The sequence below is a fragment of the Pectobacterium aquaticum genome, assembly GCF_003382565.3.
Classification (GTDB): Bacteria; Pseudomonadota; Gammaproteobacteria; order Enterobacterales; family Enterobacteriaceae; genus Pectobacterium; species Pectobacterium aquaticum.
Window position 1 is genome coordinate 2,902,066 of sequence record NZ_CP086253.1, and the last position, 19,692, is coordinate 2,921,757.

At 52.0% G+C, this 19,692-nt stretch carries 19 protein-coding genes; 11 read left to right on the forward strand and 8 right to left on the reverse strand.

Annotation, left to right across the window (positions count from 1 at the left end; genetic code table 11):
- The first annotated feature begins 114 nt into the window (after nt 1–114).
- The gene (locus DMB82_RS13525; protein WP_116155736.1) at nt 115–681 is read left to right on the forward strand and encodes a TetR/AcrR family transcriptional regulator; all 567 of its coding nucleotides are present in this window, start codon (nt 115–117) and stop codon (nt 679–681) included.
- Between the two features lie 235 nt (nt 682–916).
- On the opposite strand, the gene DMB82_RS13530 is transcribed toward DMB82_RS13525, so the two are convergent.
- Complete coding sequence (locus tag DMB82_RS13530; RefSeq protein ID WP_102116559.1) at nt 917–1,507, reverse strand: flavin reductase family protein; 591 nt, start codon at nt 1,505–1,507, stop codon at nt 917–919.
- Nucleotides 1,508–1,886: 379 nt separating this feature from the next.
- Between DMB82_RS13530 and DMB82_RS13535 the strand changes: the two genes are divergently transcribed.
- The 4 genes from DMB82_RS13535 to DMB82_RS13550 all read left to right on the forward strand — a co-directional run bounded on the left by DMB82_RS13535 (nt 1,887) and on the right by DMB82_RS13550 (nt 4,544).
- Nucleotides 1,887–2,219, forward strand: a complete 333-nt coding sequence (locus DMB82_RS13535; protein ID WP_116162227.1) for a TehB family protein — start codon at nt 1,887–1,889, stop codon at nt 2,217–2,219.
- Between the two features lie 10 nt (nt 2,220–2,229).
- Nucleotides 2,230–2,568, forward strand: a complete 339-nt coding sequence (locus tag DMB82_RS13540) for a DUF1869 domain-containing protein (RefSeq protein ID WP_116162225.1) — start codon at nt 2,230–2,232, stop codon at nt 2,566–2,568.
- A 608-nt stretch (nt 2,569–3,176) separates the two neighbouring features.
- A complete protein-coding gene (locus tag DMB82_RS13545; RefSeq protein ID WP_039487680.1) occupies nt 3,177–3,629 on the forward strand; it encodes a hypothetical protein in 453 nt (150 codons plus the stop codon).
- A 108-nt stretch (nt 3,630–3,737) separates the two neighbouring features.
- Complete coding sequence (locus DMB82_RS13550; protein ID WP_116162223.1) at nt 3,738–4,544, forward strand: hypothetical protein; 807 nt, start codon at nt 3,738–3,740, stop codon at nt 4,542–4,544.
- A gap of 21 nt (nt 4,545–4,565) precedes the next feature.
- Here the strand turns inward: DMB82_RS13550 and DMB82_RS13555 are convergent, their stop codons facing one another.
- The gene (locus tag DMB82_RS13555) at nt 4,566–5,108 is read right to left on the reverse strand and encodes a GGDEF domain-containing protein (protein WP_228399996.1); all 543 of its coding nucleotides are present in this window, start codon (nt 5,106–5,108) and stop codon (nt 4,566–4,568) included.
- A 225-nt stretch (nt 5,109–5,333) separates the two neighbouring features.
- On the opposite strand from DMB82_RS13555, the gene DMB82_RS13560 reads away from it, so the two are divergent.
- The 6 genes from DMB82_RS13560 to DMB82_RS13585 all read left to right on the forward strand — a co-directional run bounded on the left by DMB82_RS13560 (nt 5,334) and on the right by DMB82_RS13585 (nt 13,293).
- Nucleotides 5,334–7,199, forward strand: coding sequence for a beta-glucoside-specific PTS transporter subunit IIABC (locus DMB82_RS13560; RefSeq protein WP_116162221.1), 1,866 nt, complete (start codon nt 5,334–5,336; stop codon nt 7,197–7,199).
- Nucleotides 7,199–8,662 (forward strand): glycoside hydrolase family 1 protein, encoded by a 1,464-nt coding sequence (locus DMB82_RS13565; RefSeq protein WP_116162219.1) that lies wholly within the window; start codon nt 7,199–7,201, stop codon nt 8,660–8,662. Before DMB82_RS13560 ends, DMB82_RS13565 begins: the two co-directional genes overlap by 1 nt.
- A gap of 94 nt (nt 8,663–8,756) precedes the next feature.
- Nucleotides 8,757–9,596, forward strand: a complete 840-nt coding sequence (locus tag DMB82_RS13570) for a PRD domain-containing protein (protein ID WP_116162217.1) — start codon at nt 8,757–8,759, stop codon at nt 9,594–9,596.
- Nucleotides 9,597–9,830: 234 nt separating this feature from the next.
- Nucleotides 9,831–10,880: a Fe(3+) ABC transporter substrate-binding protein gene (locus DMB82_RS13575; protein WP_102116565.1), complete on the forward strand. Its 1,050-nt coding sequence runs from the start codon at nt 9,831–9,833 to the stop codon at nt 10,878–10,880.
- Nucleotides 10,864–12,561, forward strand: coding sequence for an ABC transporter permease (locus tag DMB82_RS13580; protein WP_116162215.1), 1,698 nt, complete (start codon nt 10,864–10,866; stop codon nt 12,559–12,561). Before DMB82_RS13575 ends, DMB82_RS13580 begins: the two co-directional genes overlap by 17 nt.
- A 21-nt stretch (nt 12,562–12,582) precedes the next feature.
- Nucleotides 12,583–13,293, forward strand: a complete 711-nt coding sequence (locus DMB82_RS13585) for an ABC transporter ATP-binding protein (RefSeq protein ID WP_102116567.1) — start codon at nt 12,583–12,585, stop codon at nt 13,291–13,293.
- A gap of 46 nt (nt 13,294–13,339) precedes the next feature.
- Here the strand turns inward: DMB82_RS13585 and DMB82_RS13590 are convergent, their stop codons facing one another.
- The 6 genes from DMB82_RS13590 to DMB82_RS13615 form a co-directional block, all read right to left on the reverse strand.
- Nucleotides 13,340–13,687, reverse strand: a complete 348-nt coding sequence (locus DMB82_RS13590) for a hypothetical protein (RefSeq protein ID WP_102116568.1) — start codon at nt 13,685–13,687, stop codon at nt 13,340–13,342.
- Nucleotides 13,688–13,713: 26 nt separating this feature from the next.
- On the reverse strand, nt 13,714–14,421 hold the full coding sequence (locus DMB82_RS13595) for a zeta toxin family protein (RefSeq protein WP_167469125.1): 708 nt from the start codon (nt 14,419–14,421) through the stop codon (nt 13,714–13,716).
- Between the two features lie 181 nt (nt 14,422–14,602).
- Nucleotides 14,603–15,433 (reverse strand): 5-deoxy-glucuronate isomerase, encoded by an 831-nt coding sequence (iolB, locus tag DMB82_RS13600; RefSeq protein WP_116162213.1) that lies wholly within the window; start codon nt 15,431–15,433, stop codon nt 14,603–14,605.
- Between the two features lie 86 nt (nt 15,434–15,519).
- Nucleotides 15,520–16,410, reverse strand: coding sequence for a myo-inosose-2 dehydratase (iolE, locus tag DMB82_RS13605; protein ID WP_116162211.1), 891 nt, complete (start codon nt 16,408–16,410; stop codon nt 15,520–15,522).
- Between the two features lie 33 nt (nt 16,411–16,443).
- Complete coding sequence (locus tag DMB82_RS13610) at nt 16,444–18,348, reverse strand: bifunctional 5-dehydro-2-deoxygluconokinase/5-dehydro-2-deoxyphosphogluconate aldolase (RefSeq protein WP_116162209.1); 1,905 nt, start codon at nt 18,346–18,348, stop codon at nt 16,444–16,446.
- A gap of 195 nt (nt 18,349–18,543) precedes the next feature.
- Complete coding sequence (locus DMB82_RS13615; protein ID WP_116162207.1) at nt 18,544–19,677, reverse strand: Gfo/Idh/MocA family protein; 1,134 nt, start codon at nt 19,675–19,677, stop codon at nt 18,544–18,546.
- Nucleotides 19,678–19,692: the final 15 nt, after the last annotated feature.

Here is a 19,692-nt window from a genome sequence, read left to right on the forward strand (position 1 = left end):
GTGAAACGCTAAACATAATGATGATGATCGTAATCTAAAAAGTCAAACAGTTTGATTACGATCATCATCAATGTATACTTATGACATAAATTTATAAGAGAGGACCCTAAAGCGATGAAAGTTTCGAAAGAGCAGGTTCGCGAAAATCGAATGCGTATCGTTGAGACTGCCTCAGTGCTGTTTCGTGAGCGGGGGTATGACGGCGTGGGTATAGCAGAACTCATGTCCGCCGCAGGTTTAACGCACGGCGGATTTTACAAACACTTTAGCTCCAAGGCTGATTTGATGTCGGAGGCGATGAGTTGCGGTTTTTCACATTCGATAGAAAATACCGTGGGTGTCGATATGGCGGGTTTTGTAGAGCAATATCTCTCTCGCAAGCATCGTGATTCGATGGGAAATGGCTGTGTGATGTCAGCGCTTGGTGTGGATTCAGCACGCCAGTCAGCATCAATTAAGGAAAGTTTCGCAGTGGGAATTGAGAATCAACTGGCAACATTAGAAAACGAGAACGGGTCGGGAGACGACGTGCGTGCCGAAAGAATTAGCGCCCTTGCGCACCTTGTTGGCGCACTGGTGTTGTCACGTGCCTGCCCAGATGATTCCGCCCTCGCCGATGAGATTCTCTCGGTTTGCCGCTCACGTATTCTCAGTCAGGAAGCACTATTTCCCGGCAAGTGACTGTGTTCGCCGGACACCACCAGTGTCGGACGCTGGATTTTTCAGGGAAATACATCTCGCCAGTCGTTCAGAATGTGATCGAACAGAACATGTTGAAGCGCTGCCATATCCGATGGCACAAATTCTTCGGCAAGTTTGTGTGAGTTTTCAAACGCTGGCGCACCGAAAAAAGAGTGGAGCGGATCTTAGACGGGGTCGTATTTCAGGGATGAATGATACCGCTCTCTCAATAAGATTAATGCCCGTATTTAAAATTAAAACCTAATGCATCGCCCGTCGTGTCGTATTCGCGGAAGTTGTAAATCAGAGGCTTCCATTTTGACGAGTCGATGACATCATTTGATCCTAATAGCTCGCTCTCCACCCAGACATTCACAATATCCAGTTCGACAAGAATAAAACGCCCTTTGTCCGTCGTGCTAACGGTCTTACATTCCGCCTGGATAGGGCATTCAATCACCCGAGGCGGTGTAATATCGGTAGAGGCTTCAGTGTGAAGGCCGACTTTGGAGAATTTATCGTGGCAGACCTGAACGCCCCATTTAATCTGACCTTCAGACAGCGTATTGCTCCCAGTCAATTTACCCAGCGCTTCAACTTTCTCCCACAGTTTGTAATCAGGAATATTAATCACAACATCAGATCCGGATAATAAATTACTGCAGGTCTTACTTCCTTTTGTGACACCGATAATAATTTTATCTCCGAGAGAAATTGACGACGATACAGAAGCAACATTGATACTTCCGTTGTTCTTATCCGTCGTCGTAACAAGGAAAACTGGGAAGCCATAATAAAACGAACTGAGTTTTACGTTCTTTTTCATTTGAGCTAAGACCTCATTATCGAGTAGTGTTATATTTTTTCATTTTTACTCTTTTATTTATTTTTAACAATAACCCTAATTGAGTACCAATGAGGGTGTTTTTATACCCAATATCTCTAATAGAGGGGAGCATAAAAAATAACTTAATGTGACTATTCCTTGATGTTAGTTTTCATCTCCTCCAATTAAGTCAGATAAATAACCAAAGAGAGAAGCGTTGCTCCCTGATAATGTGGCCTTTCCGCGAAGTATTACGGTATTGTAAAAAATTAATTAGCAGAAAATAATTCACAAACATTAAAAGAGGTATATGATATGCACTATATGGTTTTTCCCTTCCCGCCCTGCAATGTGGCTGGGTAAAGCATGAGGTTTAAACATGGAACGAATTGTTATACCCGCGAATTATGTTCATACCCGTACAACGCCTTTCTGGACAAAAGAAACAGCCCCAGCGTCTATCTGGAAGCGCCATTTGGATGTAGGGACACGGCAAGGCGTCTACCCACGCTTGTGCGTGATGCAAGGGACAATTCGTTATTATGGTTATGCCGATGGGACAAGCCCTGAGCCCGTCGAAACGCTGACTATTGAAGCCGGACAATTTGGTGTATTCCCGCCAGAAAAATGGCACAGAATCGAAGCGTTATCTGATGACACGCTATTTAACGTAGATTTTTATGTCGATCCAAAAATTCTGATAGAAGGTTGAGGTAAACATAATGACAAGTGAAAATAAAGGTTATTCATTAACACTATTGAATCGAGAAAATAATAAAAAAGCAGAAAAAGCTTATCTTAAACCGATGGCTTTTTATGTGCCAGATTTCGCCGCAGGTGCAGTCGTGGAATTACTCAACGAATTACCTTCAACCAGTGAAAATAACAAAGGATTTTTACTAACCGTCACGAATAATAATAACGGCGTATCCGTTGATAAAGATCTCGCTACGGTCGAAGAATTAAAAGACAAGACGATTTCAGCTGACGCAGTAAAAGATCTGGTTAATATCGTGCGTGGCTACGATGCGGATGAAGAGACTAACGTCTGTGGCTGGTAAAAAAGTATAGACTCGCCATACTTCAAGTTGCATGTGCATTGGTTTTCCGCAGCGCGGATTGATTATTTAAGCGTTACCTTTCGTACCCCTACTCATTTAAAAAACAGGCGCTGGATGTCTTTTGACTTAACGAGCGCCCCTGTACCCTACTCTTCGATTATTCAAAATAGCCATTCATGCCACAACACAGGCTTACCAAGGTAACCATCGATATCTCCACACTGTTTATCCGCATCGTTCGCTAACCCTGAAAAATAGCCAAGTTATAATTATCTTGCTATCTAATTAAGTAAGAAAATCCTGTCTATAGCGGTTCGTATAACACAATCATCTCATTCTGGAGAAGCAAAGTGTAAATTAATAATTACAATGAATATTATTAGCGTGATTAAATTAAGAAGAGAAATTAAATATATTTTAAAAGCCTATAAAGCGTTATTAAAATAACCATAAATACTTAAACATTTTTTATATAATGCCGATTTATTATCAAATCACGTGGTCTGCCTGCGTTTATGGCTACAGCACACAGCGTCGTCTTCCACGTAGCAGGATAGAAAGAATAAAAAGACTGTAGTCGCAGATGAAAATACATGGAGTTTTTTCAAATGAAATCAAGCAATATTCTGTTGTCCTCACTATTCATGACAGCCCTTTTTGCATCAGCAGCTGCTAATGCGGGCCCGAAATTCAATGTCACCTTTAAGAATCTTGGCGCATCCAGCGCTCCGGATGCCATTTTTTCGCCAACGACGACAGCAGAAGTTTTTTCACAGGCGAATGCGTCACCTACACCGAGTGAATTCGTCAAGTCTGGGAATTCAAATCAATATACGATCTCCAATCCAATCAGTGACGTCGGTTCAATGCATGTTCGTTACAAAGTTGGGGCCAAAGTCTGCCAGTTTGATATGACGTATACTGTGAAGTATGTGTTGGGAAATAAAATCCCCCAATGGACTAAGAGCACCACGCCTAGCAACGGCGCACGCTGTGACCTGAGGGTGACGTATGCCAACGTCAATACTCACGACTCAGATGTAGAAATTACCATGAGATAACACCCGTACTGAAAAATAGCTGAGCAACCACTCAGGCATTTTTTATGAATAGGGGTAAGCAACATGAGTCGTTACTTATCCCTTAATCACAACGAGTGAGAAGAACGAATGATTAACTTCAATGGCCTTTCAAAAAGTACGGTGGCAGATGCGCAGTCCACCAATGACAGTCGCTCGATAAAAAAGCAGGAAAATGTATCCGAAAGCACACAGTCTGCGTCTACAGCGTCTGATGGTTATTCAAATAAAAAAAATAGCGGCATTACCACACTGGCAAAACAGCTCAGCGATGCCGCCGTCAGGGCCGAAGCCAGAGATGCAACAAACGATCGCAATGCATTGGCGGCCAAGGCCAAAAGTGCGCATAATGAAATTCTCGGTGTGAATTACGCCAACAACAGAAAAACCCACGATGCGGAAGTCCCCAATAGTGATGACCCCGAGCGATTAGCCAGAGCGAAACAAGCTACAGCGTATACCAATGGTCAAGGAAGTAACCCCTTCAAAGGCTTGTCTCGTGAACAGCTGGCGCTGATTACCTATGACGACAGCGGAACCTTTACAGTGAATGAGCGGCGTGCAGCCTGGAGCGAGGCTTATGACCAGGAGCAAGTGTGGCGCACAATGGCCATAGCACAAAGCAAACTGGAGTGGAATCGCGGCGAGTTTAAACAAACCGAATTTTTCAAAATGGTGTTAGATCACCATGAGAGTCTGCCATTAATCGAACAAGCACAGGCACCTGAAGGCTATGTACCACGTCTGAAGTACCTGATAGAAATGGACTTCAACTTTATGACTGGGGAATCAGGCAAAGACGCCGATCCGTTCAACCGCCTGTTTGAGCTCCTTTCCCCCACCAAGCTTCACTTAGAAGATGGCAAACTCACTCTGGATGCCACCAAAGATGCCTGATAATTACACCTGCACAGGCATTTACGACTGTGCTGTGATGACGCCAAAAGCGCGGGTTTGATCTTTTTTTCGTGTGACTTTATTGGCGTACATAGCAGCATCCGCTCGGCGGATCATACCATCCGGTTCATCGACGGAAGGATCTGCCGTGACAATCCCTATGCTTGCGCCTAAATATTCAATATTGACCGAACCGAGCGAACTGGCCTTACCGAGAGAATAGCTCCCCTGCAACAAAGGCGTAATGTCGTCTCTTAAGGAAGCAATCACGCATTCATTCTCTCCCGGCGCAACGTTGACCATACGGGCAAAGACAAATTCATCACCACCAAGACGCCCGACGACATCACCCGGATTCCCCCACGCCAGCAAGCGTCGCCCCACCTCTTGCAAGAAGATATCACCGGCTTCGTGGCCGAACTGGTCGTTAATTTTTTTAAAGCCATCGAGGTCAATGAACACAATCAACACCTGCTGGTGGTCATTCCCGGCCTGAGAAAACATCGCTTCCAGCGAGTAATGTTGTTTATCATCGATTAAAAAGCCCCCTATTTTATGCAACATGCCTGAGATTCATCGGCGCCGTCAGGCTAAGCCCTCCATTCTGCTATTGCCATCACACTTACCCATTAAGGCAGCACGATCTGTTTGACTTTCCCGCGTGCGAGGACTTACAACAGCAGCACAGGCGTGTAACTAGTTTTCTAGGCAAGACCTGAAGCTTTCCCACTCAGCATCATGGGAAGAGCTTCAGGTCTTTTTTCGTTTCTGGATCAGGGGAATCGTCGTATGAGCCATACAGCAGCAGATAATAACGCGACAGCCTACACCACCACTGCGGAAAAAATCATCACGTTAGTCGGTGGAATTGACAACATTGAGCATATTGAACACTGTTCTACACGGCTACGGCTAAGCCTTTATGACAACAGCCAGGTAAACCAGAACGAACTGGAAAAGGTACCGGGCGTGCTGGGCGTTCGGGTTAACGTACAGTGTCAGGTGATTATCGGCAGCGAAGTGATGCAGGTGTACGAGGCGGTGCAGAACCTCGCGGCAGGCCGTAAGAAAACAGATCGCGCCGTGCCAGCAAAAACCAATCGCACCGCTTTTGTTATCGATTTTATCATCAGCGTTTTTCAGCCGCTGGTGCCTGCGATTGCTGGCGGCGGCGTGCTCAAATCGCTGTTACTGCTGCTGGATTTGCTCGGTTGGCTCACCAAAGACAGCTCAACGTATAAAGTGCTGGATAATATCGGTTCCGCCCCACTCTATTTTCTGCCGATCCTGGTGGGTATTACCACCGCGATGAAGCTGAAAGTGAATGTATTGGTCGCCGTTTCCGCCGTCTCTGTCATGGTGCTGCCGGCCATGTCTAAACAGTTGGCGGACGGTGCGGAATTTCTCTCCTTCGACCTGAAAAACGTCGCTTACGCGTCGCAGGTTTTCCCGGCGATTCTGTGCGTCATTTTCTATGCGCAAACCGAAAAGCTCTTTAATCGCTACTCGCCGAGCTCCCTGCGCATTTTCCTGTCACCGATGCTGTCGCTGTTGGTCACAGTTCCCGTCACGCTGTTGGTTCTTGGCCCGCTCGGTTATGAACTCGGTGCGGGTCTGGCTAGCGTGATCCTCTGGCTGTACAGCAAGTTGGGCTTTGTGGCAACGGGGTTGCTCGCCGCTGCGCTGCCCTTTATGGTGGCCTCGGGGATGCATAAGCCCATGCTGCCTTATGCCGTGTCCTCCATGAGCCAGTTTGGCAAGGAAATGCTCTATCTGCCCGCGTCGCTTGCGCACAACATTGCCGAATCAGGTGCCTGTATGGCAATTGCGCTCAAGAGTAAAGACAAAACGCTAAAATCGACGGCGCTTTCAGCCGGTATTTCCGCCCTGTTCGGCATTACCGAACCCGCGCTGTACGGGATTACGCTACTGAATAAAAAGGCGCTCTACAGCGTGATCGCAGGTAGCTTGGTCGGCGGCGCGTTTATCGGATGGATGGCGATTGAAGCCTTTGCGCTGGTTGGCCCCGGCCTGGCTAGCATCTCCATGTTTATCTCACCGGAAAACAGCTGGAACATCGTCTATGCCATCGCCGGTGCCGTGCTCTCTTTTGTCATCGCCTTTCTCTCCGCCCTGTTCCTCTGGCGGGAAGAGAAGCCTCTCGTCACCGTAGAAGAAAGCCATCACGCGATTACCGAATGCCAGTTCACCAGCCCGATTGAAGGAAAAGTGATTCCGCTGGACAACGTGAATGACGAGATTTTCTCCAAACGGATTATGGGTGACGGCATCGCCATCATCCCCGAGAAAGGTGTGCTTTATGCGCCCGCGAACGGCACCATTGAGAACGTATTTGAAACCGGCCACGCTGTCAGCATGCTCACCGACAGCGGTGCTGAACTGATTTTCCATATCGGCATTGATACCATCAAACTCAATGGTCAGGGCTTTCAGCCGAAAGTCACGGCCGGCCAACAGGTTAATACTGGTGATATCCTCGTTGAATTTGACCTCGATAGCCTCATCGCCGCCGGTTACGATCCCGTCGTCATGATGGTTATCACCAACAGCGAGCGCTTTCGCGTGATACCGGAAGCCACTGACGTCGTCATCCCTCCCCACACCATCATCATGACCTTAAAGGAGTCTGTGTAATGGATAAAAACATCGCATTCCCGGAACACTTTTTATGGGGCGGCGCGATTGCCGCGAATCAGGCCGAAGGCGCATGGAATGAAGACGGCAAGGGGCCGTCGGTCGCGGACGCCATTACCTGGAAGCCGAATCTCGATCTGAAAAATTACCATGCCCACATGGCGCTGACGGACGAAAATATCGCCGATGCGCTCAACGGAAAAAATGACGCGTTCTATCCCAAACGACGCGGCATCGATTTTTATCACCGCTACCAAGGCGATCTGGCGCTGTGTGCCGAAATGGGCTTCAAGGTGCTGCGCGTCTCTATCGCCTGGTCGCGCATCTTTCCAACCGGAGAAGACAGCGCGCCGAATGAGGCTGGTTTACAGTTTTACGACGATCTGTTCCGCGAGATGCGCAAACACGGCATCGAACCGCTGGTGACGCTTTCACACTACGAAATGCCGCTGGCGCTGAGTGAGAAATACAATGGCTGGGTGCACCGCAACGTGTTGGATGCCTTCGTACGCTTCAGCAATGTCTGCTTCGATCGCTATAAGGATCTGGTGCGCTACTGGCTGACCTTTAACGAGATCGACAGTATCCATCGTCATCCGTTTACCACCGCGGGTATCCGTGAAGAAAAAAGCGCGCCGGGGCAGGCCAAGCAGGATATTTATCAGGGGCTGCACCACCAGTTTGTTGCTTCTGCCCTCGTCACCCGCGACTGCCATGAGAAGATCCCAGGCAGCCAGGTCGGTTGCATGCTGACCAAGCTGACGACCTATCCGCACTCCTGCCGCCCGGAAGATGTCGAAGCCGCGCTGAAAAAGAATCTCGAAAACTACTTTTATGCCGATGTGCAGGTGTTCGGTGAATATCCGCCGCTCATCAAGCGCGACCTTGAACGACGTGGCATTCACCTCACCATGCAGCCCGACGATCTGGCCATTCTCAAGCAGCACACCGTTGATTTTGTGTCGTTCAGCTATTACATGTCGCTCACCGAATCCACGCAGCCGGACGCCGAGAGAATTCCGGGCAATACCGTTCTGGGCGTGAAAAACCCGTACCTGCCAGCCTCAGACTGGGGATGGCAGATCGACCCTGTCGGGCTGAAAATTTCCCTGCTGGAGCTTTACGATCGCTACCAAAAGCCGCTGTTTATTGTCGAAAATGGGCTGGGTGCAAAAGACGTTGTCGAAAACGGGAAAATCCACGATCCTTACCGCGTTGACTACTTCCGTTCACATTTCGAGCAAATGCGTGAAGCGATTGGCGAAGGCGTTGAACTGATGGGGTTCACCAGTTGGGGAGCAATTGACATCATCAGCGCGGGCACGTCACAAATGTCCAAACGCTATGGCTTTATCTATGTCGATCAGGATGATGAGGGCAACGGTTCTCTGGCACGACTGAGGAAGGATTCGTTCTACTGGTATCAGAAAGTCATCGCGACCAACGGTGCCGACCTCACCTGACAGACAGCGCTACCGCAGACTACGTGTGCAATGACAGGACATGACTGTGATTGGAAAAACGTAATGAGAAAACCAGCATGATTGGAAGAAAAACGTGATTAAAGTGAAAAAAGCGTTAAATAACAGCATGCTGTTAGTCGACCATGAACAGCAGGAGATGATCCTGTTGGGTAAAGGCATCGGATTTGGTGCCAGACCCGGTTCATTGATTGATGTGACGCACGTTGAGCAGGTTTTCATTCCGCTGGAAAACCTGAAATCACGGCATTTTCTTTCATTGACCGACACGATTCCTGCGGCTTTTTTTGATATCACCCATGAGATCGTCACGCTGGCGCAAAGTCAGTACGCCGAAAAACTGAATTCAGTGCTGTTCTTTACGCTGGCGGAACATCTCTATTTTGCGGTTGAACGCTGTAAAACGGGCAACCACTTCATCAATAAGCTCAGTTGGGAAGTGAAACGCTATTACCAAAAAGAGTACGCCCTCGGCGTGCAGGCAAAAGATCACGTGTCGGCGCGCTTTAACGTCACGCTACCCGATGACGAAGCCATCAACATTGCGTTTCACCTCATTAATGCCGCTGGCAGCGCCGAAATTGCCGATGCCCACCAGCAGGTTCAACTGGTGAATCGTCTGGCAGAGATTGTCCGCTACAAATTAAACAAGAATATCGATGTCAACGCCGTCGATTACCTGCGCTTTATCACCCATCTGCGTTATTTCTCCGAACGAGTGATTGCCCGCAAAATCGCACCGGGACGCACGGACGATTTCTATCAGGAACTGCTGAAACACTACCCTGAAGCGATGGCGATCTCTTGGGCCATCAGGGATTACGTGCAGGAAAAATACCAGATGGCCTTGCCGAAAGAAGAGCTTACCTGGCTGACCATGCATATCAGCAGGCTGGCCGAAAGCCAGACGCCGTAGCAATAACCTTACTCAAGACAGCCAATCATTACGGTTTTTATCGAGATGCTGACAAATAAAACCGAGATCGCTCCTGAGGAGTGAGTATGTTGACTCCCATCACGATAGTGAATAAATCGCGTTAATGAGATTGCAAACAAGAGTGATTATCATATATTGTTTTAGTCACCTGCCGAAAATATCTCCTTATTTTATTCAGTTACGCATCACATTCACTCTGGAGAAGATAATAACATGTCAAAAACGCTGTCTGTTCTGCGCAAAAAAGCGCGCCTGCTGACATTAGCGTCATCGCTAATGGTTGCCTATGCCCTGCCTGCTGCTGCCGCAGACGACTCTCTGACGCTTTACACCACGCGTGAACCCGGCCTGATTCAGCCGCTGCTGGATGCGTTCACCAAAGAGACGTCGGTTAAAGTCAATACCGTGTTCATCAAAGACGGCATGCTGGAGCGTGTGAAGGCAGAAGGCCAAAACTCACCGGCTGACCTGCTGATGACCGTTGATGCCGGTAACCTGATCGATCTGGTAGATGCCGGTGTCACACAGCCGATTCAGTCCAGTGCATTAACCGAGGCTATCCCAGCAGCGCTGCGCGACAAAGATAACCAATGGTTTGGTCTGTCGATGCGCTCTCGCGTGCTCTATGCAGAAAAATCACTGCCGCTTACCGGCATTACTTACGAAAATCTGGCCGATCCGAAATGGAAAGGCAAGGTGTGTATCCGCGCGGGTCAACACCCTTACAATACCGCACTGATTGCCGCGATGATCGCCCACCACGGTGAAGCCAAAACCGAAACCTGGCTGCGCGGTGTCAAAGACAATCTGGCGCGTAAAGCCACCGGTGGCGACCGCGACGTTGCGCGAGATATCCTCGGCGGCATCTGCGATGTGGGTCTGGCGAACTCTTATTATGTCGGCCACATGAAGAATGCCAAAGAAGGCACCGACGCCCGCAAATGGGGCGATGCCATCAAAGTCGTTCAGCCTACCTTTGAAAACGGCGGCACACACGTCAATATCAGCGGTGCAGCCGTTGCACGTCACGCGCCGCATAAAGATCAAGCCGTGAAATTGATGGAATATCTGGTCTCCGCTCCGGCTCAGCAGATCTACGCTCAGGCAAACTACGAATATCCGGTTCGCAAAGGCGTCACGCTGGATTCCACCATTGGCAGCACGATTGGTGACGTTACTGTGGATAGCATTCCGCTGACCGACATCGTTAAATTCCGTAAACAGGCCAGTCAGTTGGTAGATAAAGTTGGATTCGATCAATAAGACCGGTTCGTCAACCCTGCGCGGCGCCTTCGGGCGGCCGCGCCTCTTTTTTTCTCCGCTTCGCATCGCTGCCGTGGTCATTGCTCTCGGCGTACTGGCTCCGCTGGTTTCCCTGCTTTGGCTAGCCGCTGGCGCAGGCGTCGGCCATTGGGATCACCTGATGCGCTACGTGCTGCCCGATGCCGCACTCAACACGCTGCTTCTGCTCGTCGGCGTCGGCGCACTCGTCATGGTGATTGGTGCTGGCTGCGCCTGGCTGGTGACGGCGTTTGATTTCCCCGGCAGACAGTTCGTCAGTTGGGCGCTGCTGCTGCCGCTGGCGATGCCAACCTATATTGTCGCTTTTGCCTGGCTCGATCTGCTGCATCCTATCGGGCCGATTCAGGAAGCGATCCGCAGTGTGCTGGGCTACGACAGCCCGCGTCAGTTCCGCCTGCCGGACCTGCGTTCTATGACGGGTGCAATTCTGCTACTCGGGTTGGTGCTCTATCCGTACGTTTATCTGACGATGCGCGCAATGTTTATCAGCCAGCCCGCACACCTGCTGGAGGCCGCACGCACGCTGGGATTGAGCGCAACAGGCACCTTCCTGCACGTCGCCTTGCCGATGGCGCGCCCTGCGCTGGCCGTTGGCACCAGCCTGGCCTTGCTGGAAACGCTGAATGATATTGGCGCCTCCGAATTCCTTGGGGTGAATACGCTGACCGTGACGGTTTACACTACCTGGGTCACCCGTTCGGATTTACCCGCCGCCGCGCAGATTGCCTGCACGATGCTGACGGTGGTTATCCTGCTGCTGACACTGGAATATTACGGCCGGAAAAACCAGCGCTACGGCACCAGCCGACAGATGCGCGGCATTCTACCCGCCCCGCTGAAAGGGGTACGCGCTTGGCTGGCGACCTGTGCGACCGCGTTGCCTATCCTGCTCGGCTTCATCGCCCCTGCCCTCTTTCTGGCATGGGAAAGCGCTAAGCGGCTGGGCGATAGCGTGACGATCTCCGCTGGCCTGATACAGTCATTGCAGAACTCGCTTCTGCTGGCCGTTGGCGTCACGCTGGTCGTCACGTTCGTCAGCCTGATTATTGCGTGGTATGCCCGTCATTCCGCCATCGCTGACCGCTCACCGGAGCGCCGCCGCACCCTATTGAGAATCGCCTCGCTGGGCTATGCCGTACCCGGTACGGTACTGGCGATTGGCATGCTGACGCCCAGTATGGCGACGGATAATTTTCTCGCTGAATTGATTGGCTATAAAGGATTGCCACTGCTTTCCGCCGGTATCCTGCTGGTGGTCTGCTGCGCCATTCGCTTTATGGCGATTGGGATTGGTGCGCTTGATGCTGGGCTGACGCGCATTCCGCCCGTGATGGAACAGGCATCGCGCCTGCTGGGCGAAAGTGAATTCGTCACCTTTTTCCGCGTGCACCTTCCCCTACTGCGCCCTGCGCTGGTGACCAGTGCGCTGCTGGTGTTTGCCGACGCAATGAAAGAACTCCCCGCCACACTGCTGCTGCGGCCGGTTAATTTCGAAACATTGGCAACCGTTCTGTATGCCGAAGCCGCCAGAGGCACCTACGAAGAGGGCGCGATTGCCGCACTGCTGATTGTGCTGGCGGGTACGCTCCCCGTTGTGCTGCTGGCTCGCAGCCAGCTAAAAACGTCGGTTGAGAAAGAATGAAAATCATGAGGAAGAGTCAAGGTGTCTGAGGCTACACTCGTTCTGAATAATGTCCACGTCGCCTACGGGCACAAGCACAATGTGCATCACGTGCTGAACGGTTTTTCCATGGAAGTTGCCGCGGGTGAACTGGCCTGTCTGCTGGGCGCATCAGGATGCGGTAAAACCACGGCTTTACGCGCGATTGCGGGTTTTGAGCACCTGACTCAGGGAACGATTCACGTCGGCGGACGCTGCGTGGCGGGCCCGGCCGTGCATCTGCCGCCGGAACAGCGCAACGTCGGGATGGTGTTTCAGGACTATGCCCTGTTTCCCCACCTGACCGCCGCGCAGAATATTGCCTTTGGCCTGAGAAAACAGCCGAAAGATCTCCAGCAGTCGCGCGTGCGCGCCATGCTTGAGCTGGTCGATCTCGTCTCGCTGGCACAGCGCTATCCGCATGAAATGTCCGGTGGACAACAGCAGCGTATTGCACTCGCGCGAGCACTGGCCCCGCAGCCTGCCGTCCTGCTGCTCGATGAACCGCTATCCAGCCTCGACCCCGACAGCCGCAAACGACTGGGACAGGAAGTGCGCGACATCCTACGCGATGCCGGACAAACCGCACTCTTAGTCACGCACAGCGAACAGGAAGCCGAACTGATGGCCAGCCACATTGGCTATTTGAAAGCAGGCACGTTGGAATGGCGGGAACAACGCGAGAAACAGAGCAATCTACAAAGAGAATGGTAATGCGGTTCGATGAACTGAAATCGGCTTCTGATGTGAAGCCGATTTATTACTTACTTTTGAATCTGGAAGCGAATACCGGTTTATTCCGTCGACGCCTCGTTTCACTATCCCTGTGCATTCCTGAATTTTCCACCAAAACAATATGTTCAACTAAAGCAATCTCATCAGTTTTAGCTAAACCTTTAGCGGCAACGACAAGTTTTTTTCTCAGCAGATCGGTGGCGAGACCCGTTTTCTCTGCATTCGCGGAAAGTAATGCAGGGAGCATATCATCCATAGAACGCTCGAAAGCAACCATGTCAGCATCTGCGGCATCAGGGGAAATGTCTTCACCATAGAGATCAGCAAGAGAAAACGCATTTCTCTCCCGTATGGCTTCGGATTTTGATGACATAATCGCTCCTTAAATCTGGATGTTTATTATACAGCGATGACATTAAGGTGGGCAAGTTTAGTGTAGGGACAGCGATGCGAATTCAAAAACTCCGTCTCTGTTTTAATATTTCTGATACGAGTAACGTTAAATTTATTGGGCTGCGTAAAGTCTTTTTCACGGTAATACACCGTCACCTGTACCCTTCCTATAAATCGTTCATCCTTCAACACCCTCTTAATCGTCGAGCGACACTTCATGAAGTTATTCTTTAGTACACTCAACGGTACTTTGCGCTTTCGCTGTCTGGCATACGCCCAAGCGAGTGCAGGATCCAAATAGACATAATCAATAGCCGTTAAATAACCACGACCTAAAGCCAGAGAGAGATTGAACTCAGCGTTCTTAAAACTCGCAAAATTTGAATCCATGATGATGTCTAAGCCTTCGGCTGTCGCTTTCATGTAGATATATTCAACAAGATTCGATGCTGCACGTTGAAAGAGTGGCGCATTGGTTTCTTCGTAGTAAGGCAATAGTCGACGAAATTCATCAGCATCTATCACCAGAATATTAGAAAAAACGCGGAGCCTTTGGTTAATCAACTCAGACTTGCCAGCACCGGGAGAGCCTGCCGTAAAAAATACTGCAGGGGTCACCGATTTCATCAGGCCAGCAGTGATCGCGTTATAAACAATATCCTTTATCGCCTCAGCAACAGCCTCCGCCAATGCAGAGATTTTTATGTCATCCATGAATTCCCTTACCGCCATTCCTTATGGTGCTTGCGAGGCAATATAACGAGTAGCCTAATAGAAACGGTAGGTTTAAATGAGAAAATGCACTGACCAAACGTAAAACTGGCATACGCCCCGCAAAACAGAGAGGCGCTATGCCAGATACGTTCACTATCACCTTAGGGCAATACGATTATTGCTATCCCTGCCTGTGCTTCTCCGCATACTCGGGACTGTTGATCCACTGATGATCCGCTTCCCAGGTGAAACGCCACTGGCGCGTCGGGCCGGCCATCACATTCAGATAGTAGCTGTCATAGCCTGCAAGGGTGGCGACCGGATGGTAGCCGCGCGGCACCTGCACCACATCCCTATTGTAGACCGCCATACATTCATCTAATGAACGGTCATCGGTATAGACGCGTTGCAGGCAGAATCCCTGTTCTGGATTCAAACGATGGTAGTAGGTTTCTTCCAGATAGGTTTCCTGCGGCGGATTATCGACATCGTGCTTGTGGCTGGGATAAGAGCTGGTGCAGCCTTCATCGGTGTACACTTCGACCACCAGCAGGCTGTCTGCCGCTTTGTCCTCCGGCAAAATATTATGCACATAGCGCTGGTTATTGCCGACACCACGCTGCTCCGCGTCAATATCCTGCGGCGCGATCAGCCGGGTCGGATGCGTGCCGAATCCCGGTGCGGCGCAAACTGCCAGCTCCAGCGCCGTGTGTGCCGCCACCGTAATCGTCTCTCCCGTCGTGACATAAACCGCATAGGGTTTTCTGCGCTCAAACGGGCTCATTCTGTCGCCAATCTGCTCAAAGCGCTCACTCGGCGTGACCACCGTTGCCTTGCCGCTGACCAGCACCAAACAGCGTTCGTTATCGCTGGCGGGCAGCGATAGCACTTGTTCCGGTGCCAATTGATATACCTCGAACCCCACGTAGCGCCAACCCGCCGTTTCCGGTGTGATGTGCTGCGTCCGCCCGTGTTCGTCAGGGACGCGATGGCGTGATAATAGTCGGGACATCTTTTGCCTCCTTATCTCCCCCGATTTCAAACTGCCTGCACGTTGATCTACTGGCAGCTTGAAGATGCGGGGGATATCACCACGAATCAGATCAATTCCGCCTGCTGGGCGAAACGTTGCAAGTTATTGTAGCCTAGCGTCGCGTACGTCAGCGGATGCGCAACAGCCGGATCCTGTTCCGCTTCGACCACCAGCCACCCGCTATAATTATGGGCTTTCAGGACGCTGAACACCGCCGGATAATCGACGCAACCATCGCCCGGTACGGTAAAGACGCCGCTCAGCACCGCGTCCAGAAAACTGGTCTTGCGGTTTTTCACGTCTTTCAGCACGTCTGGACGAATGTCTTTACAGTGAACGTGATTGATGCGGTTAATCCAGCGCGTCGCCACCGCCACCGGATCGGCACCCGCGAACGTCAAGTGTCCGGTATCCAGCAGCAGCCCGACTTCCGGCCCGGTATGTTCCATTAGATTATCTACGTCCTGCGCGCTTTCAATCACCGTGCCCATATGGTGATGATAGGCAATCTGCACGCCCTGACTTTGCGTGTAGCGCGCAAACTCGGTCAGCTTTTTGCCGTATTCCGGCCAGCGCTCTTCGGGGAAACGCGGGCGCAGATGAACCGGTTTCTGTTGGTCGCCGTGAATCGCGCCCGTCACTTCGGCAAACACCAGCACCGTCGCACCGAGGTCGCGCAGCAACGTCAGATGCCCCTGCACCGCTTCAATTTCTTCTTCTACTGAACGAGTGAGCAGTTCGCCGGAATACCAGCCGGAGACTAAGCGCAGATCGTGCGCTTGCAGGATCGGCCCCAGCACGCTGGCCTGACGCGGGAATTTATTACCTAATTCAAAACCGGCAAAACCGGCCTGCCGTCCTTCGCTCAGACAGGTTTCCAGCGGGGTGTCCGCGCCCAGAGAAGGCAGATCGTCATTGGTCCAGGTGAGTGGATTAATACCAAGTTGAACGCTCATGTTATGTCCCTTATTCAAACACAGAGGAATGGGTTAACCGCGCTGACGCCAAACGGCGATCAGTTGCAGGTAGTTATGTTTAACTTGCTCAATCAATTCGGCGTCATCGATCTCGTTACGCAGCCACTTTTGCGCGGGCTGGGCAAACAGGGTGCGGCCGACGGCAAAGCCTTTGACAATCGGGAAACCCACGGCGGCACTGAAGCCTTGTTGTAATGTTTCCAACGGCGCATCCAGCCCCAGAATGACCACGCCCCGACAGTAAGGATCGCGCTGTGCCAGCAGCGGCGTGAGTTGTTCCCAGCCTGCGGCAGACAGCGGCGGCAGTTTCCACCAGTCTGGCCGCACGCCGAGGTTGTAGAAGCGTTGAATCGCACGTAGATAAAACGCATCGCTGTGCGGCATCCCCGCGGGCAGAATGACTTCAAGCAGCAGTTCATGGCCGGATTGACGACAGGCCTGATAGACCTCTATCACCTTCATTTCCTGCTCGCGCCGTAGCGCGTGGGCATCTTCCGGGTGGAAGAACACCAGACATTTCACTACGTGCTCCAGCGGCCAGCTCACCAGTTGTGAGCCAATATTGCCGCGCTCCATCATTAACGGGCGCGATCCCGGCAGCTCAATCGGTCGGCCAATCCACCAGCCTTTTCCGGTGATGTCGTTCAGCGCATCCTGCCCGAACGTGCCGTCACACAGCAGACCGGCTTTACCTTCCAGCCCCGCCTGTTGTGCTGCGTCATAGCTGGCACGCAGAATCAGCTTTTTCAGTGCCGGAATACGGCTGATTTCAGTACCGCAGTTCAGCGCCATGTCTTCCAGTTGGCTGCGGTGATCGAACGCGATCACGCACAGCTCATGCCACTGTTTACGCCGTGTCGTAACGCGGTGCAGATGGTTAAGCTCTTCGTCCAGATCGGGACGCGGCACGCTCGCCGCCCGTGCTAAATAGTTATCCAGTTCGATCTTGCTTGGCATCGCTGGGGCACAGCCGTGGCGTGACACCACCAGCGCACCGCAGGCATTAGCGTACGCACAGGCTTTCTCCCAGCCTTCACCGTTGAGATAACCACGCAGCAGGCCGGACATAAACGCATCGCCCGCCCCCAGCACGTTCAGCACATCCACGCGCACGCCTTTAATCGTGATGCCTTTATCCAGATGGTCAGGAATCTCGTCGCTAAACACCGAGCAACCCAGCGCCCCGCGTTTACACACCAGTTCCGCCTGCGTGTGCTGCCGCACCGCGCGTAGCGCCTGCAAGGTATCCGTGCTGCCGCCCGCAATGTGGAACTCCTCCTCGGTGCCGACAATCACGTCGAACAGCGACAGCACCTGCTGCAACTGCTCCGTGACCGCCTGCGCTTCAACAAAACGGGTTTCGCCATCGCCTAGCGACGTCAGCCCCCACAGCACCGGACGGTAATCGATATCCAGCGCCGTTTTCACCCCGTTGCGCCGCGCGTATTGCAGCGCCGTTAGCACCGCTTCGCGCGTATTCGGATGGGAGAGATGCGTGCCGGTAATCGCCAGACAGCGTGACGACGCAATGTAATCCTCGGTGAAATCCTCCGCTGAGATCGCCATATCGGCGCAGTTGTCGCGGTAGAAAATCAGCGGAAAGGTATCGCGATCTTTGATGCCCAACAGCACCAGCGCCGTCAGACGTTCCTTATCGGTAATTAAATGGCTGGTATCGCAGCCGACCTGATTCAGCTCTTCACGCAGGAAGCGCCCCATATGCTCGTCGCCCACCCGCGCCAACATAGAAGAACGCAGCCCTTGTCGTGCCGTGCCGTAAGCCACGTTGCCGGACGACCCACCCAGATACTTGGCAAAACTGCCCATATCTTCCAGACGCGCGCCGATTTGCTGCCCGTACAGATCGACAGCAACGCGCCCCATGCAAATCACATCAAACGTCTTTTCCTTACTCATAGCGGCCAATCCTGTAAAAAAGTCGCGTAAAAAAGCCTTATATACCCTAAATAATTCGAGTTTCAGGCAGGCGGCAAGCGAAGGAGTCCCGATGAGCTTACTTGAGTAAGTGATTCGGGTGACTGAACGCGGCCAACGCACATGCAACTTGAAGTATGACGGGTATAAAAAGAAGAAATCACGTCAGCTGGCTGATTAGCCCACCTCGTCCACATTCACCCAGCGCGCCGTTTCGTGTGACTGCACGATCGCATCCAGAACTCGCGAGACTTTCCAGCCCTCTTCGAAATCCGGCCACATGGGGACGTCAGCCGCAATACCGTCGATCAGATCGCGCACCTCTACCGTTTTCTGATCGTTAAATCCAATACCGTGTCCGGCGCTGGCGCAGAAGGCCGCATAGTCAGGATGCTGCGGCCCAGTCAGCAGCGTTTTGAATCCCTGCCGGTTCTCTGGGTCGTCATGTCGATAGAGTTTCAGCTCTGCCATACGTTCCTGCGTGAAACTCAGCGTGCCTTTGGTGCCAGTGACCACGTAGGTCAGGCCCATTTTGCGGCCGCAGGCGATGCGCGACGTTTCAATCACGCCGCGTGCGCCGCTGACAAACCGCACCATCGCATGCGCCTGATCTTCATTCTCCACCTGTACTAATTCGCTGCTGCTCGGTGCCGTTGGACGCTGCGTAATCACCGTTTGCAGATCGCCGCAGACGCTGGCGATATCCCCCACCAGATACTGTGCCATGTTGACGATATGCGCCGCCAGATCCCCCAGCGCCCCCAGCCCTGCCGTTTCTTTAAAACAGTGCCAGTCGGCGGGTTTATTCGGATCGGCCAGATAATCTTCGTTATGCGTGCCGTAAAAATGCACCACTTCGCCAATCTCGCCGCTGGCGATAATCTCTTTGGCCAGCTGTGAGGTCGGGTTCTTCATGTAGTTGAACCCCACCAGCGTTTTCACGCCCGCCTGCTGCGCGGCATCGACCATTTCTCGGGCATCACGCGCGTTCAGCGCCAGCGGTTTTTCCGAGTAAACGTGCTTGCCGTGCTGGATGGCCGCCATCGCCATCGTTTTATGCAGAAAATTCGGCGCGCAGATATCCACCACGTCAATGCCTGGGTCCGCCACCAGCGCACGCCAGTCCCCCGTTGAGCGCTGGAAGCCAAACTCCTGTGCCCGTTTGGCCGCCAGTTCCGGCGACACTTCTGCCAGCATCGCCTTCACCAGATTGCCTTTCAGCGGGAAGACCGTCGGCGCCTGCGCGTAGGCGATGGCATGCGCACGACCGATATAGCCGGTGCCGATTAACCCAATGCGTACATCCTTCATATCCACCTCGGTGCG